Below are 16,727 nucleotides of genomic sequence, written 5' to 3'. Positions count from 1 at the left end.
AAGGGCGTGCCTAGCCGCACGCCTCCGCCGGCACGAGGGCGTGCCTAGGCGCGCGCCTCCGTAAGCAGCTCGCGAGCGTGCTCGAGCGAAATCTCGCTCGCGTCGCCGGAGAGCATGCGGGCGATCTCGGCCACGCGCTCGTCACCGTCAATCTGGCGAAGGCTCGTCTCGGGCTTGCCGTCGGCGCCGATGCCCTTGGAGACGAGGTAGTGGCACTCGCCCATCACGGCGACCTGCGCCAGGTGCGTCACGACGATGACCTGATGCGTCTTCGCGAGGTCCGCGAGCACGGCGGCGAGCGAACGGGCGGTCGAACCACCCACGCCGGCATCGACCTCGTCGAAGACGAGGGTGTCGACGCCATCCGCCTGGCCAAGGACGACCTTGCAGGCGAGCATCACGCGGCTCACCTCGCCGCCGCTCGCGATCTTCCTGAGCGGCCGTGGCGTGAGCCCCGCGCCGGAACGATACATGAGCTCGATCTTGCTGGGACCCGCCGGCGTCCACTGTGCGCGCGGCATGCGCTCGCACCTGACCTCGAGTTCCGCGCCACCCATCTCGAGACGCCCCATCTGCCCCGTCACGGCGGCGGCAAAGCGCGGCGCCGCCTCGGAGCGAGCGGCATCGAGGGCGTCTGCCGCCTTGGCAAGCGCGGCCTCCGCCTCCTCCATCGCACGGTGCGCCAGGCGCACGCGCTCGCCGGAATCCCCGGCGGCCTCGACGACCACGCGCGCCGCCTCACGCCTGGCGAACACATCCGCCATGCTGGGGCCGTACGAGCGCATGAGGCCCTGGAGCGCGCCCATGCGCTCCTGCATGCGAACGAGCTCCTCCGGGTCAAGGTCGACGGAGTCGCGGTAGTCACGAAGCCTTGAAGCGAGGTCATCGATGTCAATGAGCGAGCTCTCGAGGGAGTCCGCGAGCGCGGAAAGTGCGTTGTCGAAGCGAGCGGCGTCCCGCAGAGTCGAGACCGCGGAGGAGAGCGCATCCATGGCCCCCGCGTCACCCGCGATCGCCTCGCGCGCCCCCTCGCTTGCGCGGAGAAGGGCCTCGGCGTGTTCCGCTCGAGGCAGCGCCTCCTCGAGCTCCTCGAGCTCACCCTCCAGCGGGTCAACCTCGTCAATGCGCCTGAGCTCGAAGGCGGCCTGCTCGAGCCTCTCCGCGCCGGAGCGAGAGAGCTCGTCGACGCGCTCGTACTCAGCGCGAGCGTCTCGTGCAGAAGCGAAGGCCTCGCGGTAGGCGGCGAGCGCCGCGGCGACGCCCTCCCCCGCCCACGCGTCGAGCATCTGGGCGTGCGTGGAGGTGGAAAGCAGGCGCTGGTGCTCGTGCTGGCCGCAGAGATCGACCGTGGAGCCCACCTTCTCCGCAAGCTCAGACACGCTGGCCATGCGCCCGTCGATCTCGACGCGCCCGCGGCCCGCGGACTCAACGCGACGCCTCACGATGTGACCGTCGACGTCATCGAGACCGAGGTAGACGCGCCCCTCGACAAGCAGGTGGTCATCACCCTCGCGAACGGCGCCGGCGTCCGCGCGCTCGCCCACAAGCAACTTGCAGGCGCTGAGCAGCGCGGTCTTGCCCGCACCCGTCTCGCCCGTGAGCACGGTGAGGCCCGCGGCGGGCACGAGCGTCGCGTCGCGGATGAGTGCCACGCTCTCGACGTGGAGCTCGTCAATCATTGAATGGGACCTCCCCTGGGGCCTGCGCCGTCGTTACTGCTTCTTCCGCATCTGGCCATAGAACACGCGCGACACCGAGTCATAGAACCCGCCCGCGTCGGAGTCGAGCAGGATGACGTCGCCCGGGCCGCGCCTGACCGTGCACTTCATGGCCGAGCCGCCCTCCGGGCAGGTCACGAGCTGGCCATCGACGAACACGCTGCTCTCCGCCGGGCGATCGTCCGAGAGGGAGACCTCGACCACGTCCGAGGAAGAGGTGAGGAACGCGCGCGCGAGGATGGTGTGCGGCGCGATGGGCACGCAGACCATGCCGCTGAACTCGGGCGTCACGATGGGGCCGCCGCTGGAGAGGGCATAGCCGGTGGAACCCGTCGCCGTGGAGACCACGAAGCCGTCGCCGCGAAGGCGGTCAATGTGGTTGCCGGAGACGTCGACGTCGAACTCGATCATGTCGCCCAGCGCGCCGCGCGTGAGGGCGAGCTCGTTCAAGGCGAAATGATGCGTGTCGCGAAGAAGGCCGCCACCGCAGTCGAACGTGACGCCCACGTCAAGCGTGGCGCGCCTGCTCTGGTGCATCTCGCCCGCGAGCGCGCGCGAGACGGACTCAACGATGTTCTCCGAGCCAGCACCGGTAAGAAAGCCGAGATGGCCAAAGGAGAGGCCGAGGATGGGAATCTCGCGATAGCCCACGATGCTCGCGGCGCGCAGGAGCGTGCCGTCACCACCGAGGGAAACCACGAGCACGGCACCCGAAGGGTCACAGGTGCGGTTAGGCTCGCGTTTCTTGTCGTGCGCCCAGACCACCTCGACACCCTCGTGGGAAAGCCAAACCTCGAGCGTAGCCGCCGCCTGGATGGCATCAGCCCGCGAGTAATTGGGAACGAGAAGGACCTTCACACGCCACTCCCCTCAAAGCCGTCAGATAGAACAAGTGTACCACCCCACCAGTCCCCACCACAGCAGCCCGTAGCCCCCTGGCGCCGTGGCACTTGCCACCAGAATGGGTTCCAAAACACGAAAGAGGCCTGAGGTTCCTAAGCAAACATTCCGCAGCCACCACAGCAGCCCGTAGCTCGCTGGTGCCGTGGCGATTACCACCGGCAAGGTCCCAAAACACGAAAGGCCCCCGGAGGCTCCGTAGCAAACATTCCGCAGCCGCTATTGGCTACGACTCGCACTAGCATGCGAGCGAGGACGTTTGCGAGGAGCCTCCGGGGGCCGCGCTAGCGTTCAGTCAACCAACCCTACTGGTAATCAGCCACGTCGATCCAGCTGCGGAGGAACTCTTCCTCCTTAGCGTCGCGGTGGCGAGCCAGCTCGCTGGCGGCGACGATGCTCGTCCAGCGACGGACGACCTGGATCGGCATGTCAGCCATCTTGCAGAACAGGACGAGGTACTTGTCCGCGAGGTCAAGGTCCTCGAGCGCGAACAGCAGGTACGTCATGGCAGCGTCAGCCGCGGGCGAACCCTGGGTCGCGTGAGCCCAGTCGCAGACGTAGAGCAGGCCGTCGTCGCCGACGATGACGTTCGACGGATTGAAGTCGCCGTGGCAGACCCTATTCTCGACCTTCATGCCGTCGAGACGCATGAGCAGCTCGTAGCGGGTCGTGGCGTCGATCTCGGTCAGGCCGTTGATCATGCGGGCGTACTTGTCGCGCTGACGGTTGAGCAGCGGCGCGGTGTGACCGTTGATCTCGAGCTGGAGGCGGACGAACTGCTCGAGGTAGGCCTCGACGTTCTTCTTGTCAGCCTTCATGCGCTCGGCGAGCGTGGTGCCAGCGATCTTCTCCGTGGCGAGAGCCCAGCCCTCCTCGCAGCGAGAGACCTCGACGATCGCGGGAACGCGAATGCCGGACTCCTCGATGCGGGCGAGGTTGAGCGCCTCGTTGAAGACGTCGCTCTCGGGCTTGGAGTTGTTGAACACCTTGACGATGCGATCGCCGGCGTCATAGACGACCTTGTTACCGCGTCGAGCGAGCTCGACCTTGTTCTCCGGTAGCTCCATGAGAAGCCTCCTTAGGGTTCCTCCTGATGTGCCGGACGCGCCCCCGCACGTCCGGCAGCCTTGGACTCGTGACGGCACCTGCCAGTCCCTGGCAGGAAGCCGCCACGTAGTTCACGATTTACTCCTCGTAGCTCTTCGGCTCGCGGCCGTAGTAGGCGTCGAGGTAGAGCTCCTTGATCTCACTCATGAGCGGGTAACGCGGGTTGGCCGGCGTGCACTGGTCGTTGAACGCGTTCTCGGTCATCTCATCGAGCGTGGCAAGGAAGTCCTTCTCGTCCACGCCGTACTCGGCGATGGTCTGCTTGACGCCGACCTTCTCCTTGAGCTCCTCGATCTTGGCGATGAAGTTCTCGAAGACCTCGTCGTCGTTCTTGCCGGTCACGCCGCAGTAGCGGGCGGCCTCGGCGTAGCGGGCCTTCGCGTGCGGGTAGGCGTACTGCGGGAAGGTGCCCATCTTGGTCGGGACATCGGCCGCGTTGTAGCGCATGACGCGCGTGAGGATGACGGCGTTGGCCAGGCCGTGCGGGATGTGGTGGTAGGCGCCGAGCTTGTGGGCCATGGAGTGGTTGAGGCCGAGGAAGGCGTTGGCGAAGGCCATGCCGGCGAGGCAGGAGGCGTTGGCCATGCGCTCGCGGGCCTCGGGGTCGGCGGCACCCTTGTCATAGGCGCGCGGCAGGTACTCGAAGACGAGCTTCATGGCCTGCAGGGCGTACGGGTCGGTCCAGTCGCTCGCCATGACGGAGACGTAGGCCTCGAGGGCGTGCGTGAGGACGTCCACGCCAGAGGCCGAGGTGAGGCCCTTGGGCTGGGAGTCCATGTTGTTGGCGTCGACGATGGCCATGTTCGGGAGCAGCGCGTAGTCAGCGAGCGGCCACTTGATGCCGGTCTCGGCGTCGGTGATGACGGAGAACGGCGTGCACTCGGAGCCGGTGCCGGAGGAGGTGGGGATGGCCACGAAGTAGGCCTTGGAGCCCATCTCCGGGTAGGTGTAGACCCTCTTGCGGATGTCCATGAAGTCCATGGCCATGTCCTCGAAGTTGGCCTCGGGGTGCTCGTAGAGGACCCACATGATCTTGCCGGCGTCCATGGCGGAGCCGCCGCCGAAGGCGATGATCACGTCAGGCTGGAAGGAGTCGAGGATCTTGGCACCCTCGCGAGCGCACTGCAGCGTCGGGTCCGGGGCGACGTCCCAGAAGCAGGCGTGCTCGATGCCGAGCTCGTCGAGCTTCTGCTCGATCGGCTTGATGTAGCCGTTCTTGTAAAGGAACTGGTCGGTCACGATGAAGGCACGCTTCTTGCCCATGATCGTGCCGAGCTCGTCGAGGGCGACCGGCATGCAGCCCCTCTTGAAGTAGACCTTCTCGGGTGCGCGGAACCAGAGCATGTTCTCCCGCCTCTCAGCGACCGTCTTGACATTGAGCAGGTGCTTGGGACCAACGTTCTCGGAGACGGAGTTGCCGCCCCAGGAGCCGCAGCCCAGCGTGAGGGACGGCGCCATCTTGAAGTTGTAGAGGTCGCCGATGCCGCCCTGGGAGGACGGGGTGTTGACGAGGATACGGCAGGTCTTCATGGCCTCGGCGTGCTTGGCCATCTTCTCCTTCTCGGTCACGGCGATGTAGAGCGAGGAGGTGTGGCCGTAGCCGCCGTCGGCGACGAGGCGCTCTGCCTTGGCGATAGCCTCGTCGAAGGTCTTGGCCTTGTACATGCCGAGGACCGGGGACAGCTTCTCGTGAGCCATCTCCTCGGACGGGTCGACGCTGGTGACCTCGCCGATGAGGATCTTGGTCTTCTCGGGCACCTCAACGCCGGCGAGCTTGGCGATGGTGTAGGCGCTCTGGCCGACGATCTTGGCGTTGACGGAGCCGTTGACGATGACGGTCTTGCGGACCTTGTCGAGCTCGGCGCCCTTGAGGAAGTAGCAGCCACGGGCCTTGAACTCGGCCTTGACCTCGTCGTAGATGTCGGCGAGGACGGTCACGGACTGCTCGGACGCGCAGATCATGCCGTTGTCGAAGGTCTTGGAGTGGATGATCGAGTTCACCGCGAGCTTGACGTCTGCCGTGGAGTCGATGATCACGGGCGTGTTGCCGGGGCCGACGCCGAGGGCGGGCTTGCCGGAGGAGTACGCGGCCTGGACCATGCCCGGGCCACCGGTGGCCAGGATGATGTCGGCGGAGCGCATGAGCTCGTTGGTGAGCTCGAGGGACGGCTGGGCGATCCAGTCGATGATGCCCTCGGGGGCGCCAGCGGCGACGGCAGCGTCGCGCACGATGCGGGCGGCCTCGATGGTGCAGGCCTTGGCGCGCGGGTGCGGCGAGATGAGGATGGCGTTACGGGTCTTCAGGCTGATGAGCGTCTTGAAGATGGCCGTAGACGTCGGGTTGGTGGTGGGGATGACGGCGGCGACGATGCCGATGGGCTCGGCGATGCGCTTATAGCCAAACGCCGGGTCCTCCTCGATGACGCCGCAGGTCTTCATGTTCTTGTACTTGTTGTAGATGTACTCGGCCGCATAGTGGTTCTTGATGACCTTGTCCTCCACGATGCCCATGCCGGTCTCTTCGACCGCCATCTTGGCGAGAGGAATGCGGGCCTTGTTGGCGGCGATGGCCGCCGCGTGGAAGATCTTGTCCACCTGCTCCTGGGAGAACGTAGCGAACTCGGCCTGCGCCTTGCGCATGCTGGCCAGTCGCGAGTTGAGGGCATCGAGGCTGTCGATGACCTTCTCCGCCTTTGCCATGTGGTACCTCCAGATCGATTCGTGGGCAAATGCTGCCCTTTTGACCAACTGGCTCCGTGCCTACGCGCCCGGACTTCGCATGGCTTCTAGCCCCATGCATAAAACCTGAGCCTCAGACACCATGAACATGATACCGAAATTTAATGGCGCAAAATACGCAAAGGGATGAGCGGTAGTGCGTTTACCTGCGCTTGCACAGACTTCACTGGTCATTTACGCAACGATTACCCAAAGGTGGTTGCATACGTTTGTATGGTCAACATGCTAATTATGCGCATATTATCAATGTTGTTTTGCATATGTCAATGCAAACCCGCAGCTACTCCCCAGCATGGGGCGCAAATGCCCAGCCGGGCATGCATAGAGCAAAATCGCCTTATGCCCAACTACTGTTTTCCGAGGGAAAAGCCGCTGCTACCACTCGCACGCAATTATCAACCGTTCACGGCAAATTAGCTGCCGCTTGCTGTGAAGGAGTCTTGTCGGATTCCACAAACGGCAACGGCTCGCCGGATGGCAAAGGGACCGGCCGGCGAGATTGGAACCAGTCCCCTTCTGGTAAATGCAGGACCATCTTCCTGTCGCATCAACTTGCAGCAGACGCTCTTGCGGCAACGAGGCGCTCAACGGCACAGAAAACGCCAGGCAGGACGAAGGCGATTCCTCCAAGCATGGAGATGTCGGTGAGCCCCAACAGGACAACGCCGACAGTTTGGCGTGCGACGACGCAGACGATGGCCAAGCCAACCAGGATGAGAAACGAGACAAATAGGGCGCGGCGGCCGCAACCGACGGACGCCGCCACCGCATAGCCAAGGAAAAGCCACATAAGCGGACGAGACAGTATAACCGCAGCCAGGGTCACCCCATCGATTCCCATGATGGTGTTTGGGATGCCGCTGACAAGAGAATACGCTTCCACAAGCGCGGCGCCCCAGATTGGTCCTGGCAACGACGGCAACCTCAACCAGACACCCGCCATAAGCATCGCAAGAGCCAACGGAATGGCTACGTCTCTTAGCCTGTTCATGATGGCCTCCCCACCACGGCAGAACACACAGACGAGTCTGACTAGCTTGGTTTGATATACCGCAAAAAGGGAGCGGTCAAACACCCCGCCGTCACAACGTCCCGAGCGCGCGCTCGAGGCGCAGGACCTCTTCGCAGGCGTCGCCGCACGCCTCTCGTGCGTCATAGCGCAGCCAGGCGCCGTCGCGTGCCAGGCATACGTCCACGAGGGGGCCAAAGCCGCCCTCCAGGGTGCAGGAGGCCTCGTGGTAGCTCGCGTCGGTCGTAAGGCCCGGGTAGCGCACGGCGAGCACGGCCGGATGGCAGGTTAGATACTTGGCGCACGTCTGGGCAACGTCGGAGACGCGTCGCCAGGCGGCGGCGTCCGTCTTGCGTCGCAGGGCCGCGAGCGCGCTAAGCGAGGGACCTCCCCCGCCGGCAGGCAGGAGAGGTCCCAGGTTGTTGTCGTTCGAGATAGTCAACGGACACCCAGACTAGCTGCGACGCTCGGAGATCTCGGCGGTGATGTCGGCGATGAACTCGTCGACGGAGCGCTGGACGGTCTCGCCGGAGCGGTCGCGGACGGAGATGTTGCCGGCCTCGACCTCCTTCTCGCCCAGGATCAGCATGTAGGGCACGCGGTCGATGCTGCGGGCCTCGCGGATCTTGTAGCCGATCTTCTCGTCACGGTCATCGACCTTGACGCGGATGCCGGCGGCGTCGAGCTTCTCGGCGACCTGGTGGGCGTAGTCACGGCTCTTCTCGGAAACGGGAAGGACGTCGACCTGGACGGGCGCGAGCCACGTCGGGAACTTGCCGGCGTAGTGCTCGATCAGGATGCCGATGAAGCGCTCGACGGAGCCGAAGCAGACGCGGTGAAGCATGATCGGGCGCTTCTTGGTGCCGTCGGCGTCGGTGTACTCGAGGTTGAAGTTGATCGGCATCTGGAAGTCGAGCTGGACGGTGCCGCACTGCCAGGTACGGCCGAGGGAGTCCTCGAGGTGGAAGTCGATCTTCGGGCCGTAGAAGGCACCGTCGCCCTCGTTGACCTCGTAGTCCATGCCAAGCTCGTTGAGGGCGGTCTTGAGGCCCTCCTCCGCGCGCTCCCAGTCCTCGTCAGAGCCCATGGAGTCGTCCGGACGGGTGGAGAGCTCGACGTGGTACTTGAAGCCGAACTTCTGGTACACGGAGTCGATGAGGTTCACGACGCCGACGATCTCATCGGTGAGCTGGTCCGGACGGACGAACAGGTGGGCGTCGTCCTGGTTGAAGCAGCGGACGCGGAACAGGCCGTGGAGGGCGCCGCGCAGCTCGTGACGGTGCACGAGGCCAATCTCGCCGGCGCGGATGGGCAGCTCGCGGTAGGAGTGCGGCTTGGAGGCATAGACGAGGACGCCACCCGGGCAGTTCATCGGCTTGATGCAGTACTCCTCGTCATCGATGACGGTGGAGTACATGTTGTCCTTGTAGTGGTCCCAGTGGCCGGAGGTCTTCCAGAGCTGCTTGTTCATGATGAGCGGCGTGGAAATCTCGACGTAGCCGGCCTTGTGGTGGATCTCGCGCCAGTAGTCGAGGAGCGTGTTCTTGAGGATCATGCCATTGGGCAGGAAGAACGGGAAGCCGGGGGCCTCGTCGCGCATCATGAAGAGGTCCATCTCGCGGCCGATCTTGCGGTGGTCGCGCTTCTTGGCCTCCTCGATCATGTGCAGGTGCTCCTCGAGCTCCTCCTTGGTGGCAAAGGCGACGCCGTTGATGCGCGTGAGCATCTTGTTGTTCTTGTCGCCCTTCCAGTAGGCGCCGGAGGTGCCGGTGAGCTTGAAGGCCTTGAGGGCCTTCGTGTAGCAGAGGTGCGGGCCGACGCACATATCGATGTACTCGCCCTGCTGGTAGAAGGTGATGCGGGCGTCATCAGCGAGGTCGCCGATGTGCTCGACCTTGTACTTCTCGCCGCGTTCCTCCATGAGGGCGACGGCCTCCTCGCGGGACTTCTCGAAGACGGTGAACTTGAGGTTCTCCTTGCAGATCTTCTTCATCTCGGCCTCGATCGCGGGGAAGTCCTCCTCGCTGATCTTCTTGTCGCCGAGGTCGACGTCGTAGTAGAAGCCGTTGTCCGTGGCGGGACCGTAGGCGAAGTCAGCCTCGGGATAGAGACGCTTGATGGCCTGGGCCATGATGTGGGCGGCGGAGTGGCGGATGACGTGGAGCTCTTCCTCCGCGGGGCACTCGTCGACGTGGCCGTCGTTGTACAGAACCTTCATGGAAAACCTCTCTCGAGTATGTGCAAACAGTTAAGAAAAACGCCCATGCGCCATGACGGCGGTGGGGCGGTTATAGGGCGCCTGTCACATGACCTCGCGGCCCTGAAAGGGACAGACGCCTAGATAGTCTGAGTTCGTGTTCCCTGTGCGAGCGAAAGCTGCATCAGTTGGAGCCTTTCGAACGACGGCGCGGTAGACGCGCGCATTTACAGCTCTCTAGGTTTACCACAAAGCGCCCTTCACTGCAGCCGTGGCAGCCTGAAGGGGCGGATTGTCGCACTTTGGAAACGTTACATTGCGGCGATACCACCGTTTTGGCGGCAAGGTGTGCAACGAATTTGAGATTCTGCGGCTGAAATCCGACTTCTGGTGCAAGGCAGGATTTGGCCACCTGGGGTTTTATTTACTATCTTTTTCCTTACATATGTGTGTTGGGGCCCAAAAGGCCATAAACGAGCCGCAGAATCTCATATTTGTTGCACGCGTCCTCGCAAAAGGCCCCATACGATGCGCAAATCCCGGCAGCGGACGCGCAAATCGATGGCCGTCGGCAGGTTGCAAAACCCAACGGCGGCACGCTTGCCCACGACACGGACGCGCAAGTCGGTGGACGTCGGCTGACCCCGCAACCGAGCGCCACGAGACACGAAAAAGGCCCCGTCGCGAAGACGAGGCCTCGTAGGCTGCATATGGGGCAGGCGCGCTACTGGATGCGCGTACGGCAGTAGGGGCAGACCTTCCAGTCCGCGTTGAGCGGGCGGTGGCACGTCGGGCAGACATTGCGGACCTGCGTGTTGCAGTTGGGGCACACGATGAAGTCCTTGTCGATGGGCGTGCCGCACTTGGGGCAGATGCCGTAGTGCGAGAGCTGGTGCTCGCGAAGCGCGATGTCGAGGTCCTGCTCCTCACGGTCGACCAGGTAGGAGCTAGGACGGAGGATGACGTAGGCGAGAAGGCCCACGATGGGGATCACGGAGATGATCGCCCAGAGCCACCAGGGCTCTGCGCCACGGCGCTGAGCGTCGCGGATGACGTAGACGATCGAGAGCACGTAGAGCATGACGACGCAGGCGAGCATGAGGTAGAGCACCATGCGCACCTCGGGGGTGAGAATCTGGTCGATGAGGTCGGACATGTGACGAGCTCCTTTGTCATACGAGACGTTCACCGCGAGCAACGGCAGTCCTCAACTTAAGACACAACGAACGAGATTGTACCAGCCATCGGGCGATGGACAAGGCGGCCGGGGACGTCTCCGCGTCAGGCACAAATTCAGGCACGAGGCGCCGGCGCTGCCAGGCTTCCACGTTCAGGCGCGTGGCACAGCTCGACTAGGTCCCGCGCTCAGGCGTGTGGTGCCGGCGCGGCTAGGCCTCCCCGCCCTGCACTCCGGGCCTGAGGATGCCCGCTACCTCGCCCGCCGTCGTGATGGAGCCGCAAGCCACGAGGGAAACGTCCTCGAGCGCGGCCAGCGCCTCCTCGACGCTCGCAAACACGGCCTTGGGCGCCTTCCCGGCGCGCTCGAACATCTCGGCGAGCTCGGCGGGCTCGAGGGCGCGGTCAGACTGGGTGCGCGTGACGTAGACCTCGGGGAACTCCGGGGCGAGAAGGCCCACGATGCCCTCGACGTCCTTATCGGCGAGGACCGCGCACAGAAGCGCCGGCCTGCTCGCGACGTCCGGGTCGATGCCACGCACGGCGGCGAGGAACGTCTGGACGCTCTGCGGGTTGTGGCAGGCGTCGATGAGCACGGGCGGCTCGGCAGAGACGAGGTCGAAGCGGCCCGGCGTGGGGCAGTCGGCCACGGAGCGAAGGAGGCTCTCCTCGTCGAGCGCGCGACCAAGGTAGTGCTCGACCAGCGCGATGGCACACGAGATGTTCGCCGCCTGATAGCCGGGCTTAGGAGCCGAGACGCCACGATACGCGTGAGCCTCGGCATCCCCCACGCCGGTCTCCACGTCGAGGACGAGGTTGTCGCCAATCCTCGTGGGGCGGCTCGTGACCTCGTAGAACGCATGCGGCAGGTCCGCGTGCTCACGCGGGACGCCCGGATGCATCTCGCCCGCGGCGTCAGCGAGGTTCCTTGGACGAAGGAGCGTCGGGATGACGCCGACCTCTGCGCAACGCTCGAGGAAGACGTCCTCGACGCTCGCCGGGGTCGCCGTGCCCACGCCAAGAACGCAGGTCCTTCCGGGCTTGATGATGGCGGCCTTCTCGCCCGCGATGGCCTCGAGCGTGTCGCCGAGAATCCTCATGTGGTCGAGACCGATGCCCGTGACGGCGACGGACTTGATATTGTGCGCGGCGCTCGTCGCGTCCCAGCGCCCGCCCATGCCGCACTCGAGCACGGCGACGTCAACGCCCGCCTCGGCGAAGACGACGAAGGCAGCCACGGTGAGCAGGTCGAACTCCGTGATGTCATAGGGCCTCTCCCCCGCGGCGCTGCGGCGCGCGTTCACGCGCTCGCCTGAGGTGACGGCTGCCGCCATGCCACGCGCGAAGCTCTCCTCGCTCACAGGACGGCCCATGACCTCCATGCGCTCCGTGAGGCACACGAGCTCGGGCGAGGTATAGAGGGCGACGCGCTTACCCTCCCCCATGAGGATCGCGGCGGTATAGCGCGAGGTCGAGGTCTTACCGTTGGTGCCTGCGATCTGAACGCTCTCGAAATGGTCATCCGGATTGCCGAGCTCTGCGAGCATGTCCTCGACGCTCTCGAGCAGGGGCTGGATGCCGAACTTCTTGGTGGCGTGAAGCCTCTCCATCGCCTCGTCGAAGGTATAGGAGGGAATCTCAAACGGAATCTGATACATGTGCAAGGAACTCCTCAGGAAGGGGCACGGCCGCGCTTCGCGCCTGGTGGCGGAGGGCGGCACGCGAAGGGTCGGGCGCGGACGGCGGACGAGAGCCTGGGGCACGCTACCTGCCAAGGAGGCGAAGGGCCTCCTCACGGGTCTTGTTGTCGGTCTTGAGCGTGCCACGGACGGCGCTCGTGACGGTCATGGCTCCGGCAGCACGGATGCCGCGCATCGTCATGCAGGTGTGCTCCGCCTCGATGACGACCATAACGCCCACGGGGTCGAGCTCGGCCATCATGGCGTCGGCCACCTGACCGGTGAGGCGTTCCTGGAGCTGAGGACGGGCGGCGAAGCCCGCCACGCAGCGCGCGATCTTCGAGAGACCCGTGATACGGCCGTCGCGCGGGATGTAGGCGACGTGCGCGCGGCCGATGAACGGCAGGATGTGATGCTCGCACATGGAGTGGAACGGGATATCGCGCACGACGACAAGCTCCTCGTTGCCCTCCTCGTGGAACTGCTTGCGCAGGTGGCGGGCCGGATCGTCTGCCAGGCCCGAGAAGAGCTCCTCGCACGCGCGGGCGACGCGGTCCGGCGTGCCCACGAGGCCCGGGCGGTCCGGGTCCTCGCCGATGCCGATGAGCAACTCGCGGACGGCGGCCTCGATGCGCGCGCGGTCGACGCCGCCGGCAGGCGATGCGGAGGCGGTGAGCCTCTCCTGGCCCTGTGCCTCGACGCCGGTGGCGCCTTCCTCCGGCGCGCCGGCCATCTGAGTACGAAGGTTTTCGGTCATGCTATTCCCCCTTAGTGCGGGCCGCGGCACGCTCCGCCGCCCGCACGACATGCTTCATAAGAACGGCGGTAGTGAGCGAACCCACCCCGCCCGGCACGGGCGTCACGGCGTCCACGATGGGCTCCACGGCGTCGAAGTCGACGTCGCCGACGAGCCTGCCGGCGTTCTCGTCCCAGTTGATACCCACGTCGACGACCACCTGGCCGGCTCGCACGCAATCCGCGCCAACCATGCGCGCCCGTCCGCAGGCGACCACGAGCACGTCCGCCTCGCGACAGCACTCCGCGAGGTCTCGCGTCTTGGAGTGGCACATCGTCACGGTGGCGTTCGCGGCTTGGAGCATCATCGCGACGGGCCTGCCGATCACGAGCGAGCGGCCCACCACGGTCACGCGAGCACCCTCGAGCGGCACGCCGGCGTCTGCGAGCAGGTGCATGACCGCGCCCGCCGTGCACGGAGCGTAGCCCTCGCCAGAGCCCGTGAACACGCCGGCGAGCGACGCCGAGGTAAGGCAGTCGATGTCCTTCTCGGGAGCGATTGCCTCGCAAGCGGCCGCCTCGTCGAGCGAGGCGGGCAGGGGACGAAACATCAGGATGCCATGGACGGCGGAGTCCGCGTTGGCGGAGGCGATGGCGGCCATGAGCTCGCCTTGCGAGCAGGCAGGGTCAAGCACAACCTTGCGCACGTCAACGCCGGCAGACGCGGCGCGCTTGAGCAGGCCACGCTCGTAGGAGAGGTCGTCGGCGCGCTCGCCCACGCGGATCAGGCAGAGCGTGGGCACGATACCGCGGGGGCCGAGCTCCGCCGCGCGGGCAGCAGTCTCCTCCGTAAGCCTCGCCGCGACGGGTGCACCCTTGAGAAGCTTCGCCATACTAACCCCTCCCCCTCACCGCGCGTGCGGCTGCGTCAGCCAGGGCGTCCGCCCGAGGCAGCCAGTGCTCGAGCAGCTCCTCGCACTCCTCCTCGAGCTCACAGGCACGCTTGCGATCGACCATGGCAGTAGTGTTGGCATAGAGCGTGAGGCTCGCGCTCATGAGGGCGGCTCGGCAAAGCTGCGCGCCACACGCCACGTCCGAGATGAGCAGGCGCGACACGTGGTCTCCCAGCTCCTCGAGAAGTGCCAGCGAGCGGGCGCAGGCCACCATGATGCGATACGGCGGAAGCGCCGCTTCATGGAGGGCCGCCTCGATGGCGTCCGCACGGCGCGGGTCGTCGCGATCGATCGCGTAGGCGGCCGAGACCGCCGCATATGCGCGGGCATCCTCATCCATAAGGACGAGGAGCTCGCGGCGAATGCGGTCGGTCGCGGCGATCGTATGGCGAATGCTCTCGTCATGTGCGGCGTATGCGGGCTTGCCCTCGGTGAAGCGGCAGACCATCGTGCAGAGGGCCGTTCCCAGCGCTCCCACGTAGGCGGAGGCCCCGCCGCCGCCCGGAACGGGCTCCCGGGCGGCCAGGCGCTCGGAGAACTCCGCGCAGGTCTTCTCGGTCATAGAAACACTCATGAACTGGGGTGACTCCCTAGAAAAGGCCGGTGATGCGGCCGTCCTCGTCGACATCGATGTTCTCCGCGGCGGGGCGCTTGGGCAGACCCGGCATCGTCATGATGTCACCCGTGAGGGCAACGATGAAGCCGGCACCGGCGGAGACCTTCACCGAGCGGACGGTGATGCGGAAGCCCTCGGGGGCGCCCAGCTTCTTGGCGTCGTCGGAGAAGGAGTACTGGGTCTTGGCCATGCAGACGGGCATGTTCGTGAAGCCCTGCTCCTCGAGCTGCGTGATCTGTTTGGCGGCAGCCGGCGTGAGATCGACGCCGTCGGCGTGGTAGACGCGGGTGGCAATGGCCTCGATGCTCTCGCGGATGCCGCCGAGCTCATAGGCCTGGGTGAACTCGCTGGGCTCGTCGCACAGGCGCACGACCTCCTCGGCAAGCGCGAGACCGCCCTCGCCACCCTTCGCCCAGACCTCGGAGAGGGCGACGTTCACGCCCAGCTCGTGGCACTTGGCCTCGACGAGGTCGAGCTCGGCCTTGGTGTCCGTGGGGAACGCGTTGATGGCGACGACAACGGGCAGGCCAAAGACCTCGCGCATGTTGGTGACATGGCGCAGGAGGTTGGGCATGCCGGCCTCGAGGGCCTCGAGGTTTTCCTCGGAGAGCGCCGTCTTGGGCACGCCGCCGTTGTGCTTGAGGGCGCGCACGGTGGCGACGACCACGCAGGCGCTCGGGGTGAGCCCGGCCATGCGGCACTTGATGTCGCAGAACTTCTCGGCACCGAGGTCCGCGCCAAAGCCCGCCTCGGTGACGACGTAGTCGCCGAGCTTCATCGCGACGTCGGTCGCCATAACGGAGTTGCAGCCGTGGGCGATGTTGGCGAAGGGGCCTCCGTGGACGAACGCGGGCGTGTGCTCGAGCGTCTGGACGAGGTTGGGCGAGATGGCATCCTTGAGCAGCGCCGTCATGGCACCCTCGGCGTGGAGGTCATGCGCGGTGACGGGCGTGCGGTCGAAGGTGTAGCCAACCACGATGCGACCGAGACGGGCCTTGAGGTCCGCGATGGAGGTGGCCAGGCAGAAGCAAGCCATGACCTCGGAGGCGACGGTGATGTCGAAGCCGTCCTCGCGGGGCATGCCGTTGGCGACGCCGCCGAGGCCGCAGACGATGTTGCGCAGCTGGCGGTCGTTCATGTCGACGACGCGCTTCCAGGTGATGCGGCGCGGGTCGATGCCGAGGGCGTTGCCCTGCTTGATGTGGTTGTCGAGCATGGCGGCGAGCAGGTTGTTCGCCGCGCCAATGGCGTGGAAGTCACCGGTGAAGTGCAGGTTGATGTTCTCCATGGGCACGACCTGCGCGTAGCCGCCGCCGGCGGCGCCACCCTTGACGCCGAAGACCGGGCCGAGGGACGGCTCGCGAAGCGCGAGCACGGCCTTCTTGCCAAGACGCTGGAGGGCGTCAGCGAGGCCCACGGACGTCGTGGTCTTGCCCTCGCCCGCGGGCGTGGGGTTGATGGCGGTCACGAGAATGAGCTTGGCGCGGCGCTCCTTGTCGCGGAGCTTCGTGACGTCGACCTTGGCCATGTGATGGCCGTAGGGGATGAGCTCGTCATCGGTCAGGCCGAGACCCTCGGCGACCTTGCTGATGGGCCAAACCTCGGCCTGCTGTGCGATTTCGATATCCGTCAGTGCCATGGGAGCTCCATTCGCTCGAGGGGCCTGCTGCGCTGCCATTATCCAACGTCTCGTCGGCCAAACTTGGGAAGCCCTCGCAACTGAGACAGTTTGTGTCTCATAGGCGCGAGGGCGAGCGCGGACGATGTCATGTGGAAAAGGCAAAACAAACCCGTTTATCTCAACGGATAGAATTCTATGAACCTCACGCGCGAACGTCTCCGCCAGAGCGCGGCAATAACGCTACGATGATGGAACACTTTGTATCATTCAACGATGG

The 16,727-nt window shown here is 65.4% G+C and carries 13 protein-coding genes; all 13 read right to left on the bottom strand.

Annotated elements, in window-relative coordinates:
- Positions 1-44: 44 nt before the first annotated feature.
- A complete protein-coding gene (locus Q0H23_RS01390) occupies positions 45-1,679 on the bottom strand; it encodes an AAA family ATPase (protein WP_293834919.1) in 1,635 nt (544 codons plus the stop codon).
- 33 nt (positions 1,680-1,712) lie between these two features.
- A complete protein-coding gene (locus Q0H23_RS01385) occupies positions 1,713-2,576 on the bottom strand; it encodes an NAD(+)/NADH kinase (RefSeq protein WP_293834917.1) in 864 nt (287 codons plus the stop codon).
- 347 nt (positions 2,577-2,923) lie between these two features.
- Positions 2,924-3,685, bottom strand: a complete 762-nt coding sequence (locus Q0H23_RS01380) for an aminoglycoside phosphotransferase family protein (protein WP_293834914.1) — start codon at positions 3,683-3,685, stop codon at positions 2,924-2,926.
- A gap of 118 nt (positions 3,686-3,803) precedes the next feature.
- Entirely contained in the window at positions 3,804-6,425 is a 2,622-nt protein-coding gene (gene adhE / locus Q0H23_RS01375; protein ID WP_293834910.1) for a bifunctional acetaldehyde-CoA/alcohol dehydrogenase, read from the bottom strand.
- A gap of 586 nt (positions 6,426-7,011) precedes the next feature.
- Positions 7,012-7,455 carry a hypothetical protein gene (locus tag Q0H23_RS01370; RefSeq protein ID WP_293834908.1) on the bottom strand — a complete coding sequence of 148 codons (444 nt, stop codon included), beginning with the start codon at positions 7,453-7,455 and terminating at the stop codon, positions 7,012-7,014.
- A gap of 91 nt (positions 7,456-7,546) precedes the next feature.
- On the bottom strand, positions 7,547-7,915 hold the full coding sequence (locus Q0H23_RS01365; RefSeq protein ID WP_293834905.1) for a PLP-dependent transferase: 369 nt from the start codon (positions 7,913-7,915) through the stop codon (positions 7,547-7,549).
- A 12-nt stretch (positions 7,916-7,927) separates the two neighbouring features.
- Positions 7,928-9,691 carry a threonine--tRNA ligase gene (gene thrS, locus Q0H23_RS01360; protein ID WP_293834902.1) on the bottom strand — a complete coding sequence of 588 codons (1,764 nt, stop codon included), beginning with the start codon at positions 9,689-9,691 and terminating at the stop codon, positions 7,928-7,930.
- A 703-nt stretch (positions 9,692-10,394) separates the two neighbouring features.
- The gene (locus tag Q0H23_RS01355; protein ID WP_293815661.1) at positions 10,395-10,826 is read right to left on the bottom strand and encodes a zinc ribbon domain-containing protein; all 432 of its coding nucleotides are present in this window, start codon (positions 10,824-10,826) and stop codon (positions 10,395-10,397) included.
- 232 nt (positions 10,827-11,058) lie between these two features.
- Positions 11,059-12,504 (bottom strand): Mur ligase family protein, encoded by a 1,446-nt coding sequence (locus Q0H23_RS01350; RefSeq protein ID WP_293834900.1) that lies wholly within the window; start codon positions 12,502-12,504, stop codon positions 11,059-11,061.
- Between the two features lie 106 nt (positions 12,505-12,610).
- Positions 12,611-13,282, bottom strand: coding sequence for a GTP cyclohydrolase I FolE (folE, locus tag Q0H23_RS01345; protein ID WP_293834898.1), 672 nt, complete (start codon positions 13,280-13,282; stop codon positions 12,611-12,613).
- Position 13,283: 1 nt separating this feature from the next.
- Positions 13,284-14,153 (bottom strand): tetrahydrofolate dehydrogenase/cyclohydrolase catalytic domain-containing protein, encoded by an 870-nt coding sequence (locus tag Q0H23_RS01340; protein ID WP_293834895.1) that lies wholly within the window; start codon positions 14,151-14,153, stop codon positions 13,284-13,286.
- Position 14,154: 1 nt separating this feature from the next.
- Positions 14,155-14,787 (bottom strand): cyclodeaminase/cyclohydrolase family protein, encoded by a 633-nt coding sequence (locus Q0H23_RS01335; RefSeq protein WP_293834893.1) that lies wholly within the window; start codon positions 14,785-14,787, stop codon positions 14,155-14,157.
- Between the two features lie 16 nt (positions 14,788-14,803).
- On the bottom strand, positions 14,804-16,468 hold the full coding sequence (locus tag Q0H23_RS01330; RefSeq protein ID WP_293834889.1) for a formate--tetrahydrofolate ligase: 1,665 nt from the start codon (positions 16,466-16,468) through the stop codon (positions 14,804-14,806).
- Positions 16,469-16,727: the final 259 nt, after the last annotated feature.

Origin of the sequence: uncultured Parolsenella sp. (genome assembly GCF_934660935.1) — a bacterium.
In the GTDB taxonomy this organism is placed as follows: Bacteria; Actinomycetota; Coriobacteriia; order Coriobacteriales; family Atopobiaceae; genus Parolsenella.
Note: the sequence above shows the minus strand (reverse complement) of the source record. Positions and strands in the feature narration are given on the sequence as shown.